This window comes from Oleiphilus messinensis, assembly GCF_002162375.1.
Taxonomy (GTDB): domain Bacteria; phylum Pseudomonadota; class Gammaproteobacteria; order Pseudomonadales; family Oleiphilaceae; genus Oleiphilus; species Oleiphilus messinensis.
The window spans coordinates 3,924,539-3,948,429 of record NZ_CP021425.1 but is presented as its reverse complement, the minus strand read 5'-3'; the positions used below and the strand labels follow the sequence as shown (position 1 = coordinate 3,948,429).

Here is a 23,891-nt window from a genome sequence, read left to right as displayed (position 1 = left end):
TTGCTACCTGGCAGTCGTTATTAACCATAGACTGAGGTACAATGCTGCGGAAGATTGACTGGGGTGGTTAAAAAACAACCTGCACCCCGGGATTTGCTGATACATCTGTGCGGGATGCAATCTTTACTGGATGCAATCTGTGCTGGATACGAAGAGAGACCATATATGACAGTTATACGCCAGGATGACCTGATCGAAAGTGTGGCGGATGCACTTCAATTCATTTCCTACTATCACCCGAAAGATTTTATAGACGCAGTTTACGAAGCCTACCAGCGTGAGGAGTCACCTGCGGCTAAGGATGCGATGGCACAAATTTTGATCAATTCGCGAATGTGTGCTCAAGGACATCGTCCGATTTGTCAGGATACGGGAATAGTTACGGTATTCATCAAGGTTGGCATGAATGTTCAGTGGGATGCGAACATGAGTGTGGATGACATGATAAATGAAGGTGTTCGCCGTGCTTATACGCACCCGGACAATGTATTGCGTGCCTCTATTCTGGCAGATCCGGCGGGTGCCCGGAAAAATACCAAAGATAACACGCCTGCAGTAATTCATTACGAGATTGTGCCTGGTGATACTGTAGATGTGCAAGTCGCGGCCAAGGGGGGCGGTAGTGAGAATAAGTCCAAGATGGTGATGCTGAACCCTAGTGACAGTATTGTGGATTGGGTGGTCAAAACGGTGCCAACCATGGGTGCTGGCTGGTGTCCTCCAGGCATGCTGGGTCTGGGGATTGGCGGTACCGCTGAGAAAGCGGCCGTAATGGCAAAAGAGTCATTAATGGATCCAATCGATATTCATGAACTCCGCGAGCGTGGGCCGCAAAATCGTGTTGAAGAATTGCGGCTTGAGATTATGGATAGAGTGAACGAACTTGGTATAGGTGCTCAGGGCTTGGGTGGGTTAACTACTGTTCTGGACATCAAGATTAAAGACTATCCCACACACGCCGCCTCGTTGCCTGTTGCCATGATTCCGAATTGTGCGGCCACGCGCCACGCACACTTCGTGCTCGATGGTAGTGGTCCTTCACTGCAAACGCCACCCAACCTGGATGATTGGCCAGATATTACTTGGGAAGTCGGTGAAGGCGTCAAGCGTATTAATATGAATACGGTTACCAAAGAGGAAATCGCGGCGTTGAAGCCGGGTGACACCGTGTTGCTGTCCGGTAAGATGCTTACCGGTCGTGATGCTGCCCATAAAAAGATGGTAGAAATGCTTGCGAATGGCGAGAAGCTGCCTGTCGATTTGAAAAACCGGTTTATCTACTATGTGGGGCCGGTAGACCCGGTGAGAGAAGAGGTGGTGGGCCCCGCAGGTCCGACAACGTCAACACGAATGGATAAATTTACCCATACCATGCTCAAAGAAACCGGTTTGGTGGGGATGATTGGTAAAGCTGAGCGTGGGCCGGTTGCAATTGAAGCTATCCGGGAGTTTGGTGCGGTTTATCTGATGGCAGTGGGTGGTGCTGCCTATCTGGTGTCGAAAGCGGTCAAGTCTGCTGAAGTGGTTGCCTTTCCTGAATTGGGTATGGAGGCAATTTATGAATTTGATGTGGAAGATATGCCAGTATCCGTAGCTGTTGACAGTCAAGGCACGTCAGTGCACCAGACTGGCCCGCAGTTGTGGAGAGACAAGATTATCGCTGCTAAAGGTTAGTGATTCGCTTGTTCGCGAACCCATAGTTATCGTGAATGAAACGGTGTCAGTACGACACCGTTTTTTTGTTGTGCCATAATGCAATAAGCGTGTTTTCTGGGGCATGAATGAACCGGTGGGAGGTTGAAATGGCAACATTGGCAGAGCAGGAATGTGAGGTTTGCAGAGTGGGTGCACCAACGGTGCCAGAAGAAGAGTGGCCAGTATTGTTGGCGGAGTTGCCTGAGTGGTCAATAGAAAAAGGGGTTGAAAACTGCCTGTCCAGGGTGTTTGTTTTCAAAAATTTTGCGCAAGCCCTGCAGTTCACTAACCAGGTTGGCGCTGTGGCCGAATCAGAAGGGCATCATCCCCTGTTGATTACGGAGTGGGGCAGGGTCACGGTAAAATGGTGGACACACAAGATTGGCGGGCTGCACAAAACAGACTTTATCATGGCTGCACGGACAGATAAGTTGGTTTGATGGGGCTGGGCAGTGTCTGGATATTGATTTGCTGTGCTTTCAAGTGGTGACCTTGTCGTTGTGTTTAGGGTATGATGCCCCGCATTGTCCAAGAGTTGCTCATAGCGCGTTTGACTATCGTAAAGCCAAAGATTCAGATCGTTGCGACGGGTATTAAGTTGTAGGTTAATCAAAAATGGAAAGAACGTTCAGATTGGTGGTGTCGTGCCCTGATCGAGTTGGGATTGTGGCAAAGGTCAGTAATTTCCTGGCCACGTATAATGGTTGGATTACCGAGGCGAGTCATCATGCTGATCCGCAGGCGGGCTGGTTTTTTATGCGCAATGAAATAAAAGCCAGTTCCATGCCGTTTGAGTTGGATAATTTCCGCATCGCATTTGAGCCGATAGCGAATGAGTTCGGCATGAAGTGGCATGTGGAAGATTCGAACAAGCCGAAAAAGGTTATTCTTCTGGCGAGCAAGGAATCCCATTGTCTGGCGGATTTGCTGCATCGTTACACCGATAAAGAGTTGAATGCAGAAATTGTTGCGGTGGTCTCGAATCATACCGACCTCAAGCGTATGGTAGACTGGCATAATATTCCCTTTCATCATGTACCCGTAAACAAGGAAAATAAAGCGGAAGCCTTCGCTGAAATCGGGCGTTTGTTTGGGCAATATGAGGTGGATGTGATCGTGCTTGCCAGATATATGCAGATCTTGCCAGCAGATTTGTGTGAGCAATATTCAGGGCAGATTTTAAACATTCATCACAGCTTTCTCCCTTCTTTCGCCGGTGCCCGACCTTATCATCAGGCATACAATCGCGGTGTGAAGTTGATCGGCGCAACCTGTCATTATGTTACCCAGGATCTTGATGAAGGCCCGATCATAGATCAGGATGTCATTCGTGTTGGTCACAACCATACCATTGAGGATATGGTTCGTCTGGGGCGTGATGTTGAGAAAAATGTTCTGGCCAGAGGTTTGCGTTACCATCTTGAGGATCGCGTAATTGTTTGTGAGAACAAAACGGTGGTCTTCTCTTAGCATTATTGTAAGCCGGTTTGTTCCGGGGTGAGGGAGAGCCTGAGCCCCGTTAAATGTTCTGCCTTTCCAGTTAATCTTCCCAGCAAAGTTGATTGCGCCCACTGTTTTTTGCGGAATAGAGGCGAGCGTCGGCGACACGCATCAATTCTGGCAGGCTTTCTCCGTTAAAGCCTGCCAGCCCTGCAGAAAATGTTATGGTCAGGCTGTCCTGTTCCAGCAAAATCAAGTGGTCTTCAATCATTTCCCGGAAGTTTTCAATCAGTTTGATTGCTTGCGCAGTTTTCAGGCCTGGCAATAGTAAATAGAATTCTTCACCACCAGCCCGGGCAAATGTAAAACGCTGAAACCCTTGGGCAATCAGGTCGCTGAATTCAATCAAAACCTGGTCTCCCGCGTCATGGCCGTATTGATCATTGATCCGTTTGAAATGATCAATGTCGATAATGGCCAGTGTGCAGATGCCCGGTTTGGACTTGTGTTGATCGAGAATTTCGTTTGCTTTGCTTTGGAAGTAGCGTCGGTTCGGCAGGTTTGTCAGGTAATCGGTGTGTGCGGCCTGCTTGATTTTACGAATATTTTCCAATGCTTCCAGGTTGTGAATGACCCGGCATTGGAATTCTTCGTTGCTAAAAGGCTTGGTCAAAAAGTCATTTGCACCGTTTTTAATGAATTGTGCGGATAAGCCGTTGGTGTCGTGGGAGGAAATGCCGATGATTACCAGATCGTCAAAAGTGGTATTTTGGCGGATATTCTTAACCAGCTCGATGCCGTTCATGTTTGGCATGTGGTAGTCGGTGATCAAAAGTTGAATGTTTGGGTCCTGCTGTAATAAAGCAATTGCCTCTGTACCGTCGCTGGCTTCATGAACGCGAAGCTGTTGGTTGTTCAAAAGCTGTTTCAGGTACGTACGGGAAGTTACAGAGTCGTCGACGACCAGTACGTCAATTTCCTTGTTTTTCAATAGCCGTCGCAATAGTTTCAATACATATTCGTAAGAGAAGCGACTCTCTTTAACAATGTAATCGACAATCGGCTTGTCAATCATCTGGTCTCGGGTGTGTTCGTTTAAGCTCCCGGTGAGGACTATCGTTGGCAGGCCCAGTTTCAGGGTTAAATCAACAACTTCCCCGTCCGGAGCATCCGGAAGGTGCAAATCCACTACGGCTGCAACATATTCTGAGCGTTTTGCCGTTCTAAGCATCTCGATTGCTTGTTTTTTGGATGTTGCAACTTCGGCAGCAAGGTCCGTAGATGTTTTCAGCAAGTGATTGATCACTTTAACAACGAGGGCGCTGTCTTCCACCAAGAGGAACTTGTTCATTGGGCTCCATATTCATCAATTGTTTAGTTTAATACTAGATCGTTTGCGACTTTGATCAAGCTGTGAACGATAAAGTTCGCAAGACCTTGGCAAAGCCTTATAAATTGAGGAAGTTTCCCAAAATATTCCGTTTGGTTCGGTACCAATATGGAGAAATGTGTTATGATTCGCGGTTGCACGAGAAGGGTGTCATTACAACAACGACATAGACAAACCAATATTAATCGATAGGAATTCCTGGATTTATGGGTGATTTAGCCGCTGAAATCTTGCCAGTGAACATTGAGGATGAACTTAAACAGTCATACCTTGATTATGCGATGAGTGTTATTGTCGGGCGGGCTCTGCCTGATGTGCGAGATGGCCTTAAACCGGTCCACCGTCGTGTATTGTACGCAATGCATGATTTGGGAAATGATTGGAATAAAGCGTATAAAAAGTCAGCTCGTATCGTAGGTGATGTAATTGGTAAATATCACCCCCACGGTGATTCAGCGGTTTACGACACGATTGTTCGAATGGCGCAGCCATTTTCCCTTCGCTATATGTTGGTCGATGGCCAGGGTAACTTCGGGTCTGTAGATGGTGACAGCGCAGCGGCAATGCGTTACACCGAAGTTCGCATGGCGAAGATCGCCCACTCCCTTCTGGCTGATCTGGAAAAAGAAACTGTCGACTTTGTGCCCAACTATGACGGCAGTGAACAAATTCCTGATGTCTTGCCGACCCGTATCCCTAATCTGTTAGTGAATGGGTCCTCTGGTATCGCCGTGGGTATGGCGACCAATATTCCGCCTCATAATATCAATGAAGTGATCAATGCTGTTTTGGCTTTGCTCGATAACAGTACTTTGACCATCGATGAGCTAATGGAATACATTCCCGGACCGGATTTTCCCACCTCCGCGATTATTAATGGCCGTGCAGGTATTGTGGAGGCCTATCGTACCGGTCGGGGGCGGATTTACATCCGGGCTCGTCACGAAATTGAAACTGACGAGAAAAACGGTAAGCCTCGGATCGTTATCACTGAAATACCCTACCAGGTCAACAAGGCAAGATTAATCGAAAAAATCGCTGAACTGGTCAAGGACAAGAAGGTTGAAGGCATCACCGAATTGCGGGATGAGTCCAATAAAGAAGGTATTCGTGTTGTTATCGAATTGCGAAGGGGCGAAGTGCCGGACGTCATTCTGAATAACCTCTATTCACAGACTCAGCTGGAAACCGTATTTGGTATCAACATGGTTGCCTTGGTTGACGGTGAACCAAAAATCCTTAACTTGAAAGAAGTGCTTGAGTGCTTCGTCAAGCATCGCCGAGAAGTTGTCACCCGTCGTTGTATTTTTGAATTACGTAAGGCGAGAGAGCGTGGCCACCTTTTAGAAGGTCAGGTTGTCGCATTAGCAAATATTGATCCGGTGATTGAAGCAATCAAGTCCTCTCCGGATGCTGCAACTGCGCGGGAAAAGCTGATCTCAACGGCATGGGAGCCGGGTAACGTCATAGCGATGTTGGAGCGTGCAGGCGAAGATGCATGTCGGCCCGACGGGCTCGCGCCGCAGTTCGGATTGAGAGATGGGAAATATTATCTCTCCCCGGAGCAAGCTCAAGATATACTGGCAATGCGGTTACAGAAGTTGACTGCACTGGAAACTGAAAAGTTGCTTGATGAATATAAAGATATCATCGAAAAAATTACCGAGCTGCTGGGGATTTTGTCTGATCCGCAAAAACTGATGGAAGTGATTCGTGAAGAATTACTTGAAGTGAAAGAGCAATTTGGTGATGAGCGTCGTTCGGAAATAATCAGTTCCCGTAAGGACTTAACCGTCGCAGACTTGATCACGGAAGAAGATTTGGTCGTGACCATTTCCCATGGCGGTTACGCGAAAACCCAGCCGATTGAAGCATACCAGGCCCAGCGTCGCGGCGGTAAGGGTAAGTCCGCTGCGGCCATGAAAGAAGAGGATTTTATCGAGAAGATTCTGATTGCCAATTCCCACGATACAATCTTGTGTTTCACCAATCGCGGCAAAGTGTATTGGTTGCGGGTCTTTGAAATTCCTCAAGCGAGCCGTGCTGCGCGAGGTAGGCCTATGGTGAATATTTTGCCGCTTGATGAGGGTGAGCGGGTGACGACCTTCCTGCCAGTCAATGAATATAAGGAAGATCATTTTGTGTTCATGGCAACAGGGAAGGGTACGGTCAAGAAAACCCCGCTGGAAAATTTCTCCCGTCCACGTTCCACAGGTTTGATTGCGCTGGATCTCGATGAGGGTGATGCGCTGATCGGTACTGCTATTACCGATGGTACTGAGGATATTATGTTGTTTAGTAGTGCCGGTAAAGCGATGCGTTTCGGTGAGAATGATGTGCGTGCAATGGGGCGGACTGCTCGAGGTGTTAGAGGCATAAAAATTGCTGAGGATCAGCGTGTGGTCAGTCTCATTATCCCGCAGGAAGGTGGTATGATCCTTACCGCCAGCTCCAATGGCTATGGTAAGCGAACGCGCGTCGAAGAGTTTCCAACTTATGGTCGAGGTTCTCAGGGGGTCATTGCGATGCAATGCTCTGAGCGAAATGGGGAGTTGGTGTCTGCGATTCAGGTGTTTGATGGCGATGAGATGATGTTGATCAGTGATCAAGGTACACTCGTCCGGACCCGAACCGAGGAAGTGTCCATTTCTGGCCGAAACACTCAAGGTGTAAGGCTGATCAAGCTGAGTGCGGGTACTGAAAACCTGGTTGGTGTAGAGCGCATTGATGAGCCTGAAGCTGACCCCGAAAATGAAGCAAGCGTTTTGGCTGATTCCGAAAACCTGGCCTCCGCAGACTTGGGTGATCAACGTGGCGCTGAAGCCAGTGGTGGCGAAGAGGATAGCAGTGGAGAGGATGTCTAATGAGTTCCGACACTGATGCGCTGTCAGGACTGCGTCAGGAAATTGACCGTCTTGATCGTGAAATCCAGAAGTTAATTAATCAGCGTGCAGCCTGTGCCCAGCAGGTTGCGCATGTGAAGATGGCCGCCCAAGGCGAGGAGAATGCCGTCTTCTACCGCCCGGAACGTGAAGCGCAAGTGCTGCGCGCAATTAAGGATCGGAACGAGGGGCCGCTCGGTGCGGAGGAGATGGCGCGATTGTTTCGGGAGATTATGTCGGCATGTCTGGCGTTGGAAAAGCCCATGCACATCGCTTTTCTCGGTCCGGAAGGTACGTTCACTCAAGCGGCAGCCTTGAAGCATTTCGGTCATTCTGTGGTGAGTGTTCCGCTGGGTGCGATCGATGAGGTTTTTCGTGAAGTTGAGTCCGGGGCTGCCCATTATGGCGTGGTACCGATCGAGAATTCAACAGAAGGTATGGTAAACCATACTTTGGATATGTTCATGGAGTCGCCCAACAAGATTTGTGGCGAAGTTCAGTTACGAATCCATCATCATTTGTTGGTGGGTGCAGGCACCCAGCCAGATACCATAACAAAGATATATAGTCATCAGCAGTCCTTTGCTCAATGTCGGCAGTGGCTGGATTCTCATTGGCGGAAAGTTGAGCGGATTACGGTTAATAGTAATGCAGAAGCCGCAAGGCGGGCTCGTGATGAAGTCGGAGCAGCCGCAATTGCCGGGGATATGGCTGCAGAGCTCTATGGCTTGAGCCGAGTGGCCAAAAATATCGAAGACCGGCCTGATAATACTACACGCTTCCTGATTATCAGTAAGCAGGATGTGCCGCCGAGCGGTCAGGATAAGACCTCTGTCCTGGTGTCCATGCGAAATCAGCCTGGTGCGCTTTACCATCTTCTGGAACCCTTCCACAAGCATAATATTAGCCTCACTCGAATCGAAACAAGGCCATCCCCGAATGGTACTTGGGCTTATGTGTTTTACATCGACTTTGAGGGTCATGTTTCCGAAGATCGAATTCAGAATGTGTTGAAAGACATAGAGGTTGAGGCGGTTGAGCTGAAGCATTTGGGGTCGTATCCTGTCGGAGTATTGTAATCCGGAAATACGGGGTCTTTGAAAGGGTAATTTGAATGACTTGCGATTATAAAGCGTTGGCTGTTGCTGGTGTTCAGGGGTTGACGCCCTATACACCGGGCAAGCCGGAAGATGAGGTCAAGCGCGAGCTTGGCCTGGAAAAAATTTTTAAACTGGCCAGCAACGAAAATCCATTGGGGCCAAGTCCTCGGGCTGTACAGGCAATCAAGGATGCACTGCCTTCAATTTCACGATATCCAGATGGCAGTGGCTACCAGCTCAAGCAGGCACTTTCGAAATTTTATGGTATCGATGAGAAGCAGATTACGCTCGGAAATGGTTCGAATGATGTTCTTGAGTTAATCGTACGCGCCTATGCAGGCCCCGGTGATGAAGTCGTGTTCTCCCAGTATGCTTTTGCGGTTTATCCTTTGGCGGCGAAAGCAGCAGGTGCAGTGGGTGTTGCAGTTCCTGCCGAGGGCTGGGGACATGATTTAAATGGGATTGCAGCTGCACTGACAGAAAAAACCAAGCTGGTATTTTTAGCGAATCCAAATAATCCGACCGGAACCTGGTTTTCTGAGTCTCAACTTCGAGCGTTTTTGACCAAAGTCCCGGAAGATATAGTTGTCGTGCTTGATGAAGCCTACTGTGAATACATTAGTGAGCCAGATTATCCTGACGGTGTTGCTTTGTTGCAGTCTCATCCAAATCTGATTGTTACCCGCACCTTTTCTAAGGCCTGGGGGTTGGCTGCATTGCGTATCGGGTATGCTGTAAGTGGGAGTGATATCGCAGATATCCTGAATCGGGTTCGTCAACCGTTCAATGTCGATACTTTAGCGCAGGTCGCAGCATTAGCATCGTTGGCAGATGTCGATTATCTGAAGCAATCAATTGAAAATAATCGTGCTGGCATGCAGCAAGTGACGAATCGCTTGCAATCCTTGGGTGTTGCTTACATTGACTCGGTTGGTAATTTTGTGTGTATTGAGGTTGGTGATGATGCGGCCGATATCTATCAGCGACTCTTGCTTGAAGGTGTGATTGTCCGCCCTGTAGCGAATTATGGTATGCCGAGACATTTGCGCGTGAGTATTGGTTTGCCGGAAGAAAACGAAGCATTTCTAAATGCACTGGAAACAATTTTGTTTCCTAACTCATAAGAGCATAAAGCATGTCCTCCATCTCTAAACTTGCTGTGATTGGCTTGGGTTTGATTGGTGGTTCCCTTGCCAAAGCGCTTAAGATAAATGGTTTTGCAGGTAATATCACAGGCTATGATCTGAGTTTCGAAGATGCGTTGCGCGGCGTCCAGCTCGGCATAGTGGATGAAGCGGTGGCTACCCTGTCAGAAGCTGTTGAGGGTGCCGAAATCATAATTGTAGCCACGCCCGTGCGTAGCCTGAGTTCCGTTTTTTCAGAATTGGTTGAATTCCTCCCCAAGACCGCAGTATTGACTGATGTGGGCAGTGTAAAGGGGGAGGTTGTCAAGGCTGCGCAAATGGCGCTAGGGGATCAGATTGGCCAGTTTGTGCCAGGGCATCCCATAGCCGGATCGGAAAAAAGTGGTGTCAGTGCGGCAGATGAAACCTTATTTCAACATCACCGCGTTATATTAACGCCGCTTGAGCGCAATGACCCTGAACAGGTTGAGTTGGTACGCCGAATGTGGGAGTGCGCTGGCGCGGAAGTGATTGAAATGGCTATCCGCCATCATGATGAAGTGTTGGCAGCCACAAGTCATTTACCCCATTTAATTGCATTTTCCCTCGTTGATACGTTAGCGGGAGAGGATGATAACAAGGAAATTTTTAAATATGCCGCCGGGGGGTTTCGTGACTTCACCCGGATTGCTGCCAGTGATCCAGTGATGTGGCGTGATATATTTCTGAGCAATCGTGATGCTGTCCTGAAAGTTTTAGGCCACTTCTCGGAAGGCTTGTCCAAGTTGCAAAAAGCAATCGAGACGGGCGATGAAATGACCCTCAGTGGCGTGTTCACTCGGGCCAAATCCGCCCGTGAGCACTTTAGTAAAATATTAGAACTTAAATCGTATACCACTATGACAAATCAAAATGTAACTTTTACGGTCCGGCCTGGTGGGTCCGTACAGGGCGATATTCGTGTGCCAGGGGACAAGTCTATTTCTCATCGATCCATCATGTTGGGTTCGCTTTCCGAAGGTATTACCGAAATTGACGGTTTCCTGGAAGGTGAAGATGCGCTGGCTACCTTGCAATCCTTCCGTGATATGGGGGTTGTGATCGAGGGGCCAGAAAAGGGGCATGTCACCGTTCATGGTGTGGGTATGCAGGGGTTGAAAAAAGCGCCCGGTACACTCTATGTTGGTAATTCCGGAACCTCCATGCGTTTGCTGGCTGGCTTGTTGGCCGCGCAGGATTTCGAGTCGGAGATGATCGGTGATGAGTCGCTTTCCAAGCGTCCCATGGAGCGGGTAGCTGTTCCGCTTCGTTTGATGGGGGCTCAGGTTGAAACGGGAGACGGGGGCCGTCCGCCGCTCCGTTGCGGAGGCGGACAGGCTTTGCAAGGCATTAAATATGAAATGCCCATGGCCAGTGCACAGGTTAAATCTTGTGTGTTATTGGCGGGCATGTATGCTGAGGGTGAGACCGTGGTAACAGAGCCTGCGCCAACGCGTGATCATACGGAACGGATGTTGCGTGGTTTTGGTTATCCAGTGTCACGGGTAGGGGATGAGATAAAAGTTGTTGGTGGCGGCAAGCTGACTGCAACGAAAATCGACGTCCCTGCGGATATTTCTTCAGCTGCATTTTTCATGGTTGCGGCCTCAATTACACCTGGCGCTGATTTGTTGTTGCGACATGTGGGGATCAATCCTACGCGCACAGGTGTTATTGATATCCTAAAGCTCATGGGGGCGGATATTACGCTGAGTAATGAGAGGGAAGTGGGTGGCGAGCCTGTGGCAGATATTCGTGTGAGGTATGCTCCCCTTAAAGGTATTCATATCCCTGAGGCGTTAGTGCCATTGGCGATTGATGAGTTTCCTGTTTTGTTCATTGCCGCCACCTGTGCCGAGGGGACAACGGTATTGTCCGGTGCCGAAGAGCTCCGGGTTAAAGAAAGTGATCGCATCCAGGTGATGGCGGATGGACTGTCTGCATTGGGTGTCCAGACACTCGTTAAAGATGATGGTATCGAGATTACTGGTCAGACAATTGCCGGAGGAGAAGTTGAGAGCCATGGTGACCACCGGATCGCGATGTCGTTCTCAGTCGCTGCGCTTCGTTCAGAGGGCGAGGTAACCATACGCAATTGTGCCAATGTCGCAACGTCTTTCCCGAATTTCGTTGAGTTGGCAAATGAAGTCGGTCTGAGCATTAATGTTGTTGCGGACTAGTTCTAGCAAACAAGGATGACAGCCGACAAGGGTTCCAGCAGACTAATTGTTCGACTTTTAGGTTGCTACTTTTTGATGGTAGCTGCTTTTTGATGGGGTCGGCAGTAAAGCCGCAAATTCAGAAAGGATTTTATCGGAGGAACTCAGTGCATGAGTGTCTCCGGGGTGCTCGAGTGTCCTGTTCGGTGTCTGAGTAAGCAAGATGCCAGATTTATGTACGCGCTCAGCATTTTGCAAAACCCTGTCGTTATAATGTTCTCTCTCATTCGTCGAATTTTCTAAATCTATTTTTCTAAATTTGGCTACACTCCCCGAAATTGAAGGGGAGTGAGTTGATGTAGGTGTTTTATGACCAATAATCATGGAAATGCAGCTGCGCCGGTAATCACGATTGATGGCCCAAGTGGTGTTGGCAAAGGAACAATAGCACAAATGCTGGCCAATCATTTGGGGTGGCACCTATTGGATAGTGGTGCGCTTTATCGCTTGACCGGGCTCGCAGCTCGCAAGGGGACTGTCGATTTTAATGATGTTCAGGTGTTGTCTGAAGTGGCTCGTGATTTGGACGTTGCATTTTTGCCTGGGGATCATAATGAGCCTGCTCGAGTTCTGCTGCAGGGTGTGGATGTTACATCAGAAATTCGAACTGAAGTTTGTGGCGCAGATGCTTCGCTCGTGGCAGTTGTGCCTGAGGTAAGGACGGCACTGTTACAGCGTCAGCGAGATTTCTGCACACAGCCTGGATTGATTGCGGATGGTCGAGATATGGGGACGGTCGTATTTCCGGATTCCGTATGCAAAATCTACCTGACTGCGAGCGCAGAGGAGCGTGCTCAAAGGCGCTTCAAACAGTTGAATGGGAAAGGTGGAGATGTTAAACTCTCGGCCCTTTTAAAAGACATTGAGGCCCGAGATCATCGGGATATGTCGAGAGAGACCGCGCCACTCAAGCCTGCCAGCGATGCTGCAGTAATTGATACGACTGGGCTGGATATAAATTCGGTGTTTGACGTTGTATTAAAATTGTGCAAAAAACGCGGTTTCTGTTAGCGAAATATGTTAAATTTTGTTAACGTTATTGATTGTAAAGTGAACAGGCTCTAGTGGGCAGGTTGACGATTTATTTTTGGCTTTCAGGCGAGTTATAAGGCCAGTTTCTCCCGCCTGGAGTTTATTAAACAACCCGTAGTACTGGCATGCGGATATTTTGTGTTGATCACATAGGATACATAATGAGCGAGAGTTTTGCGGAACTTTTTGAAGAAAGTTTAAAAGAACTTGATATGCAACCCGGTTCAATTATCACTGGTGTGGTAGTTGATATAGATAATGACTGGGTGACTGTTAACGCAGGTTTGAAGTCTGAAGGGGTTATCCCTCTGTCACAGTTTGTGTCAGATTCAGGTGAAGTGACTCTGAAGGTTGGGGATGAAGTTCAGGTAGCCCTGGATGCTGTAGAAGATGGTTTCGGTGAGACTCGACTGTCTCGTGAGAAAGCAAAACGCGCTGAAGCATGGAAAGAGCTGGAGAAGGCCTACGAAGCCGCTGCAGTTGTTAACGGTGTGATCAACGGCAAAGTTAAAGGTGGTTTTACTGTAGACGTCAACGGTATCCGTGCGTTCTTGCCGGGTTCTCTGGTTGATGTTCGTCCTGTGCGTGACACTGCGCACCTTGAGGGCAAAGATCTCGAATTTAAAGTAATCAAGCTGGATCAAAAGCGAAACAACGTCGTTGTATCCCGTCGTTCAGTGCTTGAAGCTGAGAACAGTGCTGAGCGTGAAGCGCTGTTGTCTGCTCTGACTGAAGGTATGGAAGTCAAGGGCATTGTTAAGAACCTGACCGACTACGGTGCATTCGTTGATTTGGGTGGTGTTGATGGTCTGTTGCACATCACTGATATGGCTTGGAAGCGCATCAAGCACCCGAGTGAAATCGTAAACGTTGGTGATGAAATCAACGTTAAGGTTCTGAAGTTTGATCGCGAGCGCAATCGTGTTTCTCTGGGTCTGAAGCAATTGGGTGAAGATCCATGGGTGCAAATCAAAGAGCGTTATCCTGAAAACACCCGTGTTACTGCCAAGGTAACCAATCTGACTGACTACGGCTGTTTCGCCGAGCTGGAAGAGGGTGTAGAAGGTCTGGTTCACGTATCTGAAATGGATTGGACCAACAAGAATATTCACCCGAGCAAAGTTGTTCAAGTGGGTGATGAAATCGACGTTATGGTTCTGGATATTGATGAAGAGCGTCGTCGTATTTCTCTGGGTATCAAGCAGTGTCAAGCTAACCCATGGGAAGAGTTCTCATCTCGCTTCAACAAGAGCGACAAGATCTCTGGTAAGATCAAGTCCATCACTGATTTCGGTATTTTCATCGGTTTGGATGGCGGTATCGATGGTCTGGTTCACTTGTCTGATATTTCCTGGAATGAAACCGGAGAAGATGCAGTTCGCAAGTACAAGAAAGGTGATGAGATCGAGACTGTAATTCTGTCTGTTGATCCTGAGCGTGAGCGTATTTCTCTGGGTATCAAGCAATTGGAGCGCGATCCATTTGCTGAGTATATTCAGGTTAACGACAAAGGTGCGATCGTAACGGGTACCGTTAAGTCTGTTGATGCGAAAGCTGCAATCCTTGAGTTGAGTGAAGAAGTTGAGGCGGTATTGAAAGCTTCTGAAATCAGCCGAGATAAAGTTGAAGATGCGCGAAACGTGTTGAACGAAGGCGAAGAGGTTGAAGCTAAGATCATCAGCGTGGATCGTAAGAATCGAGTTATCAATCTGTCTGTGAAGTCTAAAGATATTGATGACGAGAAGCAGGCAATGAAAGATGTGAAGGACAAGCAGGTTGAGTCTGCAGGTCCAACCACTATCGGTGACCTGATCAAAGAGCAAATGCAAAATCAGGAAGGTTAATTTCTGATCAAAATATGCTCTGTGTAACAAAAAACGGGCCTTATGGCCCGTTTTTTTTGTTTTTTTTCAATTCCTTGACTAAACTCTTGATAAAAAATGATAAAAGGACTCTCCATGACAAAGTCAGAGTTGGTCGAAATTATCGCGTCCAAACAAGCTCAATTAAATATTAAAGATGTGGAACTGGCGGTAAAAACAATCATTGAGCATATGTCTCAAGCGTTGTCCCAAGGTGATCGAATTGAAATTCGTGGTTTTGGTAGTTTCTCACTTCACTACCGGGCGCCTCGAACCGGACGGAACCCAAAAACAGGTGATGCGGTTCAGCTAACGGCTAAACATGTTCCTCACTTCAAACCAGGGAAAGAGTTGCGCGAGCAAGTGAATAATAGTTTGAAAGCGGGATATTGATTTTCTTTTCCCGAAGTTGCTGTGTCATGCATTGCTCTGTCTCTTTGTATTAGGGGTGTAAGCTCCTGTTTGTATCGGGACTGGTTGTGCTAAGGGGGTACAAAAGAGCGTATCACCTTAACTCCAGTCTACTCCCTCTCTTTTCTTTCGTATTTTCAGCTGGATGTCTGCAATGGATTTTTGTCTCTTTCGCTAAAAGCAATGGCGGCAGAGTGATGTTGTTCTATGGCGACTTCTAATTCAGGGGCATAGACGTTATCATGTGCCAATTTTGTTAATTGGAGCTCTAGGGGATATATATGGGGTTTGTGATAAAGGTACTTGTAATCATTTCAGCGTTAATCCTGATCGTATTTGGTGTGCTCTTCGCGGTATCGAATGCGGAAAATACCGCTTCGTTAGATCTCGTATTTATGCAGCCTGATTCTGTAAATGTGGCATTGCTGGTAATGGTTCCATTCTTTTTGGGTGTCGTGATTTCGCTCCTGTTTACCTGCGTTTTGTTGGTCAAGGCTGGTGCCCAGCGAAAGGTGCTTGAAATGAAGCTGAAAAAGGCGAAAGGCTCGTCATCCTCTCAGGCTGATGCTGTATAAGTGTATCTGCGATTTTCAGGGCTGAGCGTGGTTAATCGCGTAGAGGCTAGGTTTTGCCAAAAAATTGAGATTTGGTATTGAAGATGATTGAGGTGGGGTTTTGAGTAAGGTAATTGTGGCCTTGGATTTTAATACACGAGAGGCGACATTGGGTTTTGTAGATAAATTGAAGCCCGAAATGTGTCGCTTGAAGATTGGTAAGGAGCTCTTTACAAGTTGTGGGCCAGGGATTGTGGAAGAGCTGGTTTCCCGGGGATTTGATGTATTCCTCGATCTCAAGTTTCATGATATTCCAAACACCACGGCGGGGGCTGTAGTGGCTGCTGCGAAGCTAGGTGTATGGATGGTGAACGTTCATGTGTCTGGTGGTAGAAAAATGATGCGTGAATGTGTGGCTCGCCTCAGTGAGCTTAAAACTGCTGGTGTTGAAGTTCCTTTGCTCATAGGTGTTACGGTTTTAACCAGTATGGATCGTCACGATCTTGAAGAGTTGGGGTTGGATGTTGGTCCGCAAGAGCAGGTTAAGCGCTTGGCTCAACTTGCAAAAGAGTGTGGTCTCGACGGTGTTGTCTGTTCTGCGCAAGAGGCGCAGATGCTCAAAGTTGAGCTGGGGGATGGGTTTTTGTTGGTGACACCAGGGATTCGGCCAGAGTTTGCCACCAAAGATGATCAGAATCGTGTTATGACGCCTGCTGAGGCGGTTTCCAGCGGGGTTGATTATATGGTCATTGGCAGGCCGATTACTAAGGCCTCTGAGCCGCTTAAAGTGCTTCAAATGATCCAGGCAGAGATTGCCGGGAAATAGACGATAGAAGGGCTTTTTGCCCTTCTGTAGTTTAGGTATTCTGCTTTTCGTAATACTCTTTCTACTTCTACTTCTACTTCTACTTCTACTTCTACTTCTACTTCTACTTCTACTTCTACTTCTACTTCTACTTCTACTTCTACTTCTACTTCTACTTCGGTTCAAATTTGTGCCTGGTGTTGCAGTAGTTGTGCACCTTCGTGCGATGTGTGATGAGGTCTTGGAGGGGTATTTTAAATTGATGTATTGGTGGCGAGTACGGTTGATTAAGCTGGTGGAATTTTTAGATGTAGCGTGAGTGTGGGGTTGGTTTATGTGTGTATTAGGGAGTAAACTGGTTTTGGAGCGGTGTTCGTGATAGCGGGAGGCACGTAGATCTGAAATTATTTTGAATTCTGGAGAGGCTGAAAGATTCCAGAAAACTAAATTGGCTCCCCGAGCTGGGCTCGAACCAGCGACCCACGGATTAACAGTCCGTTGCTCTACCAACTGAGCTATCGGGGAACGTCTTCAGTTGAGGCGCGTATATTAATGATTGGTGTGGGGAGTGTCAAGAGGCCGAAAGAAAAAAGTTACATTTTTTCTTTCGGCATTGGGGGATGCTCTATTCGATCATCTGTTTCGCAGCGGATTAAGCGGTTAGAGCGGATTTAATCCGGCTTACCGCGTCTTCTAGTACCGACATCGCTGTAGCAAAGCTGAGTCGCATATGGCCGGGTGTGCCGAACGCCGACCCTGGAACGAGTGCTACGCCGGCTTTGTTTAAAAGCAATTCCGCCATCTCTACATCGGTTTCAACACCGGGGGTTGCATCAATGGCTCCCTGAAAGCTGGGAAACGCATAAAAGGTTCCATCACCCGGAATACACTCAATACCGGGGATCTCGTTCAAAGCACTTACAAGGTAGTCATGGCGCTTTTTGAACTCGGTGACCATTTTACCAATGCAATCCTGTGGAGACTCCAGTGCTGCCTGAGCCGCAGCCTGCGAAATAGAGGCGGGATTGGAAGTGCTCTGAGATTGGATTTTTTTCATCGCACCAATTACCGGTGCGGGCCCTGCTGCATAACCGATACGCCAGCCGGTCATAGAGTAGGCTTTTGATACGCCATTCAAAACGAAAGTACGATCATATAGTTCAGGGCACGCATTCAGGATGTTACAGAACGGTTCGCTACCCCAAACAATGTGCTCGTACATGTCATCTGTGGCGATGAGGATGTCAGGGTGTTTTAAAAGTACTTCCGCCAGAGCCTTTAATTCGGCCAGGGTGTAGCTGATGCCTGACGGATTTGAAGGGCTGTTGATAACAACCAGTTTGGTTCTGGGGGTAATCGCCGCTTCAAGTTGTTCAGGCGTCATTTTAAAACGAGCAGCCTGTGTTGTCTCGACAATGACTGGTTTGCCATCGGCAACGAGTACCATGTCCGGGTAGGAAACCCAGTACGGAGCAGGTATCACAACCTCGTCACCTTCATTCAGCAATGCAAGTGCCAGATTGAAAAAGCTCTGTTTGCCACCACTGGACACCAGAATCTGGTTTGGCGCGTAGTCCAATCCATTGTCCCGTTTGAATTTGGCAATAATGGCCTGTTTCAGGCCCGGCGTGCCATCTACAGCCGTGTATTTCGTCTGTCCCTGATTGATAGCCTCGATTGCAGCTTGTTTGATGTGCTCCGGAGTGTCGAAATCGGGTTCACCTGCACCCAATCCAATGATATCTTTACCTGCAGCTCTCAGCTCTGCGGCTTTATTAGTGACAGCCAGAGTGGGGGATGGTTTGATGTTCTGAACGCGGTTTGAGAGTTGAACTTCCAAGCTCGTTATCCTCAAAAATTTTTTTTGCGGTTGAATGGTACAGAAAGCGAAATATTTTCAGACAGTGTACTGGAACCTTATGCTTTCTAGTGTTAAAAACAGACAAAACGTCGGTATCATAACATTTTTTCGTTAAATTCGGTAAGTACATGACTACAGAATTCGAAGTGATTTCAAATTTTCCACCGGCTGGCGATCAGCCAGGCGCGATTGCCAAACTCGTAGAAGGCATTGAGGACGGGCTTGCTCACCAGACCCTATTGGGGGTTACCGGGTCGGGTAAGACCTTTACCATTGCTAATGTTATTGCGCAAGTAAAGCGACCGACAATAATACTGGCTCATAACAAGACTCTGGCGGCGCAATTATACGGGGAATTCAAAGAATTTTTCCCGAAAAACTCGGTGGAGTACTTTGTATCGTACTATGACTACTATCAACCGGAGGCTTATGTTCCGTCGTCAGATACTTATATAGAAAAAGATGCATCGATTAACGAGCACATTGAACAAATGCGTCTCTCTGCGACCAAAGCGTTGTTGGAGCGGGAGGATGCCATAATCGTTGCCACCGTGTCGGCGATATATGGTTTGGGGGATCCAAAACTATATCTCGGTATGATGCTGCATCTGGACCGTGGGGACCGAATAACCCAACGGGATATACTGCGCCGGCTCGCGGAGTTGCAATATACTCGTAATGATTATGAGTTGCATCGGGCAACCTACCGGGTTCGTGGTGATGTAATTGATGTTTTTCCAGCGGAATCAGAGCGAGATGCAATTCGCATCGAATTATTCGATGATGAAGTTGAGAACCTGAGTTTCTTTGATCCATTGACCGGCGAGGTCATTCGTAAAGTACCTCGAATTACGGTGTATCCGAAAAGTCATTACGTTACTCCCCGAGAAACGATTCTGGAAGCCTGTGACAAAATTAAGGAGGAACTCAAAAGCAGGCTCGAAAATTTGCGGAACCACCATAAACTTGTTGAAGCGCAGAGGCTCGAAGAGCGAACTCGTTATGATCTGGAGATGATGGCCGAGTTAGGTTATTGCAATGGCATTGAGAATTACTCCAGATATTTATCAGGGCGCAAGCCCGGTCAAGCCCCTCCGACCTTGTTTGATTACCTTCCCCCGGAGGCATTGCTCGTGATTGATGAATCACACGTTACCCTTCCTCAGCTTGGAGCGATGTACAAGGGGGATCGGTCACGGAAAGAAAATCTGGTCGAATATGGCTTTCGTTTGCCTTCAGCGTTAGACAATCGACCCATGCGTTTCGATGAGTGGGAGAGTATTGCGCCACAAATGATTTTCGTTTCGGCAACACCGGGGGACTATGAGGCCAGGTATGTCTCTTCTCCGGTTGAGCAAGTTGTGCGCCCGACTGGGCTACTTGATCCAGAGATTGAAGTTCGGCCTGCTTCAACCCAGGTGGACGATTTACTTTCCGAAATCGCAAAACGGGTCACCATCAACGAGCGGGTTCTGGTTACCACACTTACCAAACGAATGGCGGAAGACCTTACCGATTTTCTTTTGGATCATGATATACGTGTACGGTATTTGCACTCGGATATAGACACTGTGGAGCGGGTAGAGATTATACGAGACCTTCGAATCGGAAAGTTTGATGTGCTGGTCGGTATTAACCTTTTACGTGAGGGTCTGGATATGCCAGAAGTTTCTTTGGTTGCGATTCTGGATGCAGACAAAGAAGGCTTTCTGAGATCGGAGCGCTCATTGATACAAACCATTGGTCGAGCCGCCCGGAATCTAAACGGAAAGGCAATATTGTACGGAGATAAAGTTACGGGGTCGATGGCACGAGCAATGGATGAAACCCAGCGGCGAAGGCGGAAGCAAGAAGCATTTAATGCAGAGCACGGAATTGTGCCAAAAGGTCTTCAGAAAAGCGTAAAAGATATTATGGAAGGCGCTGTGATTCCAGGGCGTAAAATTTCTGGTAAGCAAAAGCGTGTCGCTGAAGCAGCAGGCGAATATACTCATACATTAACTTCTCCGGAACAGCTCGCAGGGAAAATCAAAACCCTTGAAGATGAGATGTATCAGGCTGCAACGAATCTTGAGTTTGAACGTGCAGCACAAATCCGTGACTCAATCGCAGAGTTGAAAAAAACAATCTTGTTGAATGCTGATTAGGGGCGCTATCTCAATGCTTTCCATATTCTCAGTTGATTAAGCCATGGAAGTTCCTGTTCACAGGCGATAATCTGGCTCTCAAGTTCTGGAAAGCTGTCCAGGCCTGAGAACGAGTTGGGAAGATAGAGATCGATGTCTATTTGCCCGTTTAAATAGTGTAGTTGTAAATCACAGTGGTTTATCGAAAGCCACTTTCCCAGCTGCTTTTCCAAGACTTGAGTAATTCGCTCACGCTGTGGTAGTGGCAATGGCGTTTTGGGACGTTTGGGCTTTTGCGCTTGTTGATCTTCTTCCACGTCGATGTGATAAGTAATGTCTTTGATGTCGCTAAACGCGGATCTCAGCCGCATGGATACTGCAAGGCCGATTTGGTGCCCCTCTGAAACACTGATCCTTGGGTCAACCTGGAGGTGAAGGTCGAGAAAAGTATCGTCTCCTAGTTTTCGTGCTCGCAACATGTGCACACTTTTTACGCCTTCTGTGTTTTTTATGGTGTGTTCGAATTGCTGGATTTCCTTGGCGTCCGGAGCGGTGTCCACCAGAACCTGCACGCTTTCCCAGGTGAGATCCCAGCCGATCTTTGCGATAATAACGGAAATAATAAGTGCGCCGACGATGTCCAGCCACTGAAATCCAATCGCTGAGCCAAGTAGTGCTGCAAGCACAACAATGGATGAGAATGCATCGGTTCTGCTGTGCCATGCATTTGCCAATAGCAAACTGGAGCCTATTTTTTTACCGGCATGATAAGTGTAACGATAGATGGCTTCTTTGCCCAGGATGGAGAGCAGGGCTACGCTGATGGCTAAAGGCCCCGGGTTGACGGGCAAGGTCTCATTGTTGAGTCTTTGGCATGCGTCCCAAAACATTGCGCCGGCAATCGCAATTAAAATGCTTCCCATTAACATGGTGCCTAGCGTTTCAAACTTTTTATGGCCGTATGGATGCTCTTCATCTGGAGCCTGTCTGGCGTAGTGGGTAACGACCAGAACCATAAGATCAGTGACCACATCTGTAAACGAATGAATGCCATCGGCAACCAGAGATACTGATTGTGTAATCAATCCGACGACAACCTTTGAGCAGCCAAGTATCATGTCGAGCAGCATGCCGATCAGAGTAACCCGCTTTGCATATTCGCGTTCCTGATGTATTTCAAGCTCTGGAGGTGCATGATTAGTTTCACTTTTTTTCAAAATAAAATCCTCAATCAGAGTGGGTCGTGATAATAGCTGTGGCGTAGTTTTTCGATTTTATTGTGCCGCTTATATAGGAAGTTATTAAATAACGCATAAAATAGGTGGCATTTTTATGCACAAAGGAGGCTTGTGCCACGGTGGTGCGATAAAAAAATGTCATTTTTGAGAGGCATAGCCTTGTAAAAACATAAGTTATTGAAAAATATTAACAAAACAGTTGATCAAAAAATGATCAATCTAAGTTATTTATTCTAAAATCAGGGCTTCTCAAGGTGTTTTCGGGTTTTTTCAACAAAGTTATCCACAGAAATCGTGGATAAATGACAAAATAGTCAAATCTATTGGGCGAAAGTTTGTCAAACAAAACATATCCACAGTTGTGGATATGTTGTTGGCTTTTGATGCTACCATGCCGATCTTTTTATTGACAACTCGTGTTATCCATACTTCAAATTCGGTGTTATTGTCGAATACTGGTGTCAATGTCGAATTATGGCATTATTAGACAGTGTAAAATCATGAGTCCCAGTTTTTATTATAGGTCGGTACCGCTATAATAGCGCCCGAATTCATTACGGCTAGGTACTTATCATCATGCTTTATCCTTTTGTTAGGCAAATGTTGTTTCAATTGGACCCTGAAAAAGCACACGATTTGTCATTACGATTAATAGGGTATGGTGAGAAAACGGGACTGACTCAGCAGTGTATTAGAGGTCCGATTGCGCCGTCGGTGAATGTCATGGGGCTCAACTTTCCAAATCAGGTTGGCTTGGCTGCAGGTCTCGATAAAGATGGAGAGTGTGTCGACGGATTAAGTGCACTCGGGTTTGGTTTTGTCGAGATCGGTACAGTCACTCCTGTGGGTCAGCCCGGAAATCCAAAGCCGCGTCTTTTTAGAATACCAGAGCGAAATGCGATTATTAATCGTATGGGCTTCAACAACAGCGGGGTCGATAACCTGATTGCCAACGTGGCGCAAGCGAAGCGAACCTGTATTTTGGGGATAAACGTTGGTAAAAACTTTGCCACTGCTGTAGAGGATGCTCATCTGGATTACGTGAAGTGTATGGCAAAAGTTTACCCCTATGCTGACTATATAACCGTTAATGTTTCTTCTCCGAATACTCCGGGCCTGAGAAATCTACAATTTGGTGATTCAATTAAAATACTGCTCGAGGCAGTCAAGCAAGAGCAGGCAGCATTAGCTTCTGAATATCGTAAATACAAACCCGTTGCGATCAAGATTGCACCGGATATGGAAGACGATGATATCGGATTACTGGCAGAGACGTTTCGGGCATTTGAAATTGATGCAGTGATCGCAACCAATACAACCATCTCCAGAGAGGCTGTAAAAGGGTTGAAACACAGCGGTGAAGCGGGTGGATTGAGTGGAGCGCCCTTATTCGAGCAATCCACCCAGGTTGTTCGACTGCTGTCAGCTGAGCTGGGACGTGAAATACCAGTCATTGCCGCTGGCGGGATTTTCAGCGGGGAAGATGCGGCGGCAAAAATAGCAGCGGGGGCAAGTCTGGTACAAATTTATTCAGGGTTTATTTACCGCGGTCCAGGGTTGATACGAGAAGCATCCGATGCGATTGTGAATATGAAATTACAGCAACTGAAAAGCGGTATTCGGAGCTGATTCCGGCTCGGTGTAAAGGGGGGTGGTGAATTAAAAAAGGCCCCTTCGTTAGGAGCCTTTTTTCCTGAATCTGTGTGAGTTGACGGTAACGCCTATGCGGTCCCTAGGTGCGAAGTTACGTGGATACCTGAGACGCCTTTTATGCCATCCCAGTTATCAGAGCGGCCATCTCGCCAGCCGTTCATCCACTGTTGTCTTAAGTCGGGATGTTCTGTTGGACAAAAATCTTTCGATTTGCCGCGGACTCCTGCGGTATAACCACGTTTGTAAGCACGTTGGGAGAGATCGCGTTTTTGTCTTTTCATTCTTATGTACCCTCGAACTGATTTGACATTTCTTGTCGGCATCAAACTGATGCGAACCGATTGCTAACGATGGTACCGGTAGCAATGTGCGCCTGATATAGCGTTTATGTAGGAAACCAGGTGTTTAAGAAGTGCATCATAAAGCCGACACAATGTGAATGGTTTGATCTGTGATGTCT

The 23,891-nt window shown here is 47.5% G+C and carries 18 protein-coding genes and 1 tRNA gene; 14 read left to right on the top strand and 5 right to left on the bottom strand.

The annotated features are described in order from the left end of the window. Positions 1 to 165 precede the first annotated feature (165 nt). The 3 genes from OLMES_RS17200 (at position 166) to purU (ending at position 3,165) form a co-directional block, all read left to right on the top strand. Complete coding sequence (locus OLMES_RS17200; RefSeq protein WP_087464532.1) at positions 166 to 1,674, top strand: fumarate hydratase; 1,509 nt, start codon at positions 166 to 168, stop codon at positions 1,672 to 1,674. A gap of 128 nt (positions 1,675 to 1,802) precedes the next feature. After that, entirely contained in the window at positions 1,803 to 2,135 is a 333-nt protein-coding gene (locus OLMES_RS17195) for a 4a-hydroxytetrahydrobiopterin dehydratase (RefSeq protein WP_087464531.1), read from the top strand. Between the two features lie 175 nt (positions 2,136 to 2,310). Beyond that, positions 2,311 to 3,165: a formyltetrahydrofolate deformylase gene (purU, locus tag OLMES_RS17190; protein WP_087462404.1), complete on the top strand. Its 855-nt coding sequence runs from the start codon at positions 2,311 to 2,313 to the stop codon at positions 3,163 to 3,165. Between the two features lie 70 nt (positions 3,166 to 3,235). Here the strand turns inward: purU and OLMES_RS17185 are convergent, their stop codons facing one another. Beyond that, complete coding sequence (locus OLMES_RS17185; RefSeq protein WP_087462403.1) at positions 3,236 to 4,486, bottom strand: diguanylate cyclase; 1,251 nt, start codon at positions 4,484 to 4,486, stop codon at positions 3,236 to 3,238. A 245-nt stretch (positions 4,487 to 4,731) separates the two neighbouring features. Here OLMES_RS17185 and gyrA point away from each other — a divergent pair, with 245 nt between their 5' ends. The 9 genes from gyrA to pyrF all read left to right on the top strand — a co-directional run bounded on the left by gyrA (position 4,732) and on the right by pyrF (position 16,574). Further along, positions 4,732 to 7,389 (top strand): DNA gyrase subunit A, encoded by a 2,658-nt coding sequence (gene gyrA, locus OLMES_RS17180; protein WP_087462402.1) that lies wholly within the window; start codon positions 4,732 to 4,734, stop codon positions 7,387 to 7,389. Further along, positions 7,389 to 8,486, top strand: coding sequence for a prephenate dehydratase (gene pheA / locus OLMES_RS17175; RefSeq protein ID WP_087462401.1), 1,098 nt, complete (start codon positions 7,389 to 7,391; stop codon positions 8,484 to 8,486). The genes gyrA and pheA overlap by 1 nt, the downstream gene beginning before the upstream one ends. 35 nt (positions 8,487 to 8,521) lie before the next feature. After that, positions 8,522 to 9,631: a histidinol-phosphate transaminase gene (gene hisC, locus OLMES_RS17170; protein WP_087462400.1), complete on the top strand. Its 1,110-nt coding sequence runs from the start codon at positions 8,522 to 8,524 to the stop codon at positions 9,629 to 9,631. A gap of 11 nt (positions 9,632 to 9,642) precedes the next feature. Then, positions 9,643 to 11,850 carry a bifunctional prephenate dehydrogenase/3-phosphoshikimate 1-carboxyvinyltransferase gene (locus OLMES_RS17165; RefSeq protein ID WP_087462399.1) on the top strand — a complete coding sequence of 736 codons (2,208 nt, stop codon included), beginning with the start codon at positions 9,643 to 9,645 and terminating at the stop codon, positions 11,848 to 11,850. Positions 11,851 to 12,198: 348 nt separating this feature from the next. Beyond that, entirely contained in the window at positions 12,199 to 12,900 is a 702-nt protein-coding gene (cmk, locus tag OLMES_RS17160) for a (d)CMP kinase (protein WP_087462398.1), read from the top strand. A gap of 182 nt (positions 12,901 to 13,082) precedes the next feature. Further along, entirely contained in the window at positions 13,083 to 14,765 is a 1,683-nt protein-coding gene (gene rpsA / locus OLMES_RS17155) for a 30S ribosomal protein S1 (protein ID WP_087462397.1), read from the top strand. A 114-nt stretch (positions 14,766 to 14,879) separates the two neighbouring features. Beyond that, entirely contained in the window at positions 14,880 to 15,176 is a 297-nt protein-coding gene (locus OLMES_RS17150; protein ID WP_087462396.1) for an integration host factor subunit beta, read from the top strand. Positions 15,177 to 15,475: 299 nt separating this feature from the next. Further along, positions 15,476 to 15,769, top strand: a complete 294-nt coding sequence (locus OLMES_RS17145) for a hypothetical protein (RefSeq protein WP_087462395.1) — start codon at positions 15,476 to 15,478, stop codon at positions 15,767 to 15,769. 100 nt (positions 15,770 to 15,869) lie between these two features. Beyond that, positions 15,870 to 16,574 carry an orotidine-5'-phosphate decarboxylase gene (gene pyrF / locus OLMES_RS17140; protein WP_087462394.1) on the top strand — a complete coding sequence of 235 codons (705 nt, stop codon included), beginning with the start codon at positions 15,870 to 15,872 and terminating at the stop codon, positions 16,572 to 16,574. A 428-nt stretch (positions 16,575 to 17,002) separates the two neighbouring features. On the opposite strand, the gene OLMES_RS17130 is transcribed toward pyrF, so the two are convergent. Both OLMES_RS17130 and OLMES_RS17125 read right to left on the bottom strand, forming a co-directional pair. Then, positions 17,003 to 17,078: transfer RNA gene (locus OLMES_RS17130), tRNA-Asn, on the bottom strand. 127 nt (positions 17,079 to 17,205) lie between these two features. Beyond that, the gene (locus OLMES_RS17125; RefSeq protein ID WP_087462392.1) at positions 17,206 to 18,393 is read right to left on the bottom strand and encodes a pyridoxal phosphate-dependent aminotransferase; all 1,188 of its coding nucleotides are present in this window, start codon (positions 18,391 to 18,393) and stop codon (positions 17,206 to 17,208) included. Between the two features lie 149 nt (positions 18,394 to 18,542). Here OLMES_RS17125 and uvrB point away from each other — a divergent pair, with 149 nt between their 5' ends. Further along, on the top strand, positions 18,543 to 20,561 hold the full coding sequence (uvrB, locus tag OLMES_RS17120; RefSeq protein WP_087462391.1) for an excinuclease ABC subunit UvrB: 2,019 nt from the start codon (positions 18,543 to 18,545) through the stop codon (positions 20,559 to 20,561). A 5-nt stretch (positions 20,562 to 20,566) separates the two neighbouring features. Here uvrB and OLMES_RS17115 read toward each other — a convergent pair whose 3' ends face one another. Beyond that, positions 20,567 to 21,757 (bottom strand): cation diffusion facilitator family transporter, encoded by a 1,191-nt coding sequence (locus tag OLMES_RS17115; protein ID WP_232465132.1) that lies wholly within the window; start codon positions 21,755 to 21,757, stop codon positions 20,567 to 20,569. 597 nt (positions 21,758 to 22,354) lie between these two features. Between OLMES_RS17115 and OLMES_RS17110 the strand changes: the two genes are divergently transcribed. After that, positions 22,355 to 23,407 carry a quinone-dependent dihydroorotate dehydrogenase gene (locus tag OLMES_RS17110; protein ID WP_087462390.1) on the top strand — a complete coding sequence of 351 codons (1,053 nt, stop codon included), beginning with the start codon at positions 22,355 to 22,357 and terminating at the stop codon, positions 23,405 to 23,407. A gap of 92 nt (positions 23,408 to 23,499) precedes the next feature. On the opposite strand, the gene rmf is transcribed toward OLMES_RS17110, so the two are convergent. Then, entirely contained in the window at positions 23,500 to 23,712 is a 213-nt protein-coding gene (rmf, locus tag OLMES_RS17105; protein WP_087462389.1) for a ribosome modulation factor, read from the bottom strand. Positions 23,713 to 23,891 lie beyond the last annotated feature (179 nt).

Coding starts and splice junctions, on each gene's coding strand:
- OLMES_RS17200 (WP_087464532.1), top strand. CDS start 166: ATGACAGTTATACGCCAGGATGACCTGATCGAAAGTGTGGCGGATGCA.
- OLMES_RS17195 (WP_087464531.1), top strand. CDS start 1,803: ATGGCAACATTGGCAGAGCAGGAATGTGAGGTTTGCAGAGTGGGTGCA.
- purU (WP_087462404.1), top strand. CDS start 2,311: ATGGAAAGAACGTTCAGATTGGTGGTGTCGTGCCCTGATCGAGTTGGG.
- OLMES_RS17185 (WP_087462403.1), bottom strand. CDS start 4,486: ATGAACAAGTTCCTCTTGGTGGAAGACAGCGCCCTCGTTGTTAAAGTG.
- gyrA (WP_087462402.1), top strand. CDS start 4,732: ATGGGTGATTTAGCCGCTGAAATCTTGCCAGTGAACATTGAGGATGAA.
- pheA (WP_087462401.1), top strand. CDS start 7,389: ATGAGTTCCGACACTGATGCGCTGTCAGGACTGCGTCAGGAAATTGAC.
- hisC (WP_087462400.1), top strand. CDS start 8,522: ATGACTTGCGATTATAAAGCGTTGGCTGTTGCTGGTGTTCAGGGGTTG.
- OLMES_RS17165 (WP_087462399.1), top strand. CDS start 9,643: ATGTCCTCCATCTCTAAACTTGCTGTGATTGGCTTGGGTTTGATTGGT.
- cmk (WP_087462398.1), top strand. CDS start 12,199: ATGACCAATAATCATGGAAATGCAGCTGCGCCGGTAATCACGATTGAT.
- rpsA (WP_087462397.1), top strand. CDS start 13,083: ATGAGCGAGAGTTTTGCGGAACTTTTTGAAGAAAGTTTAAAAGAACTT.
- OLMES_RS17150 (WP_087462396.1), top strand. CDS start 14,880: ATGACAAAGTCAGAGTTGGTCGAAATTATCGCGTCCAAACAAGCTCAA.
- OLMES_RS17145 (WP_087462395.1), top strand. CDS start 15,476: ATGGGGTTTGTGATAAAGGTACTTGTAATCATTTCAGCGTTAATCCTG.
- uvrB (WP_087462391.1), top strand. CDS start 18,543: ATGACTACAGAATTCGAAGTGATTTCAAATTTTCCACCGGCTGGCGAT.
- OLMES_RS17110 (WP_087462390.1), top strand. CDS start 22,355: ATGCTTTATCCTTTTGTTAGGCAAATGTTGTTTCAATTGGACCCTGAA.
- rmf (WP_087462389.1), bottom strand. CDS start 23,712: ATGAAAAGACAAAAACGCGATCTCTCCCAACGTGCTTACAAACGTGGT.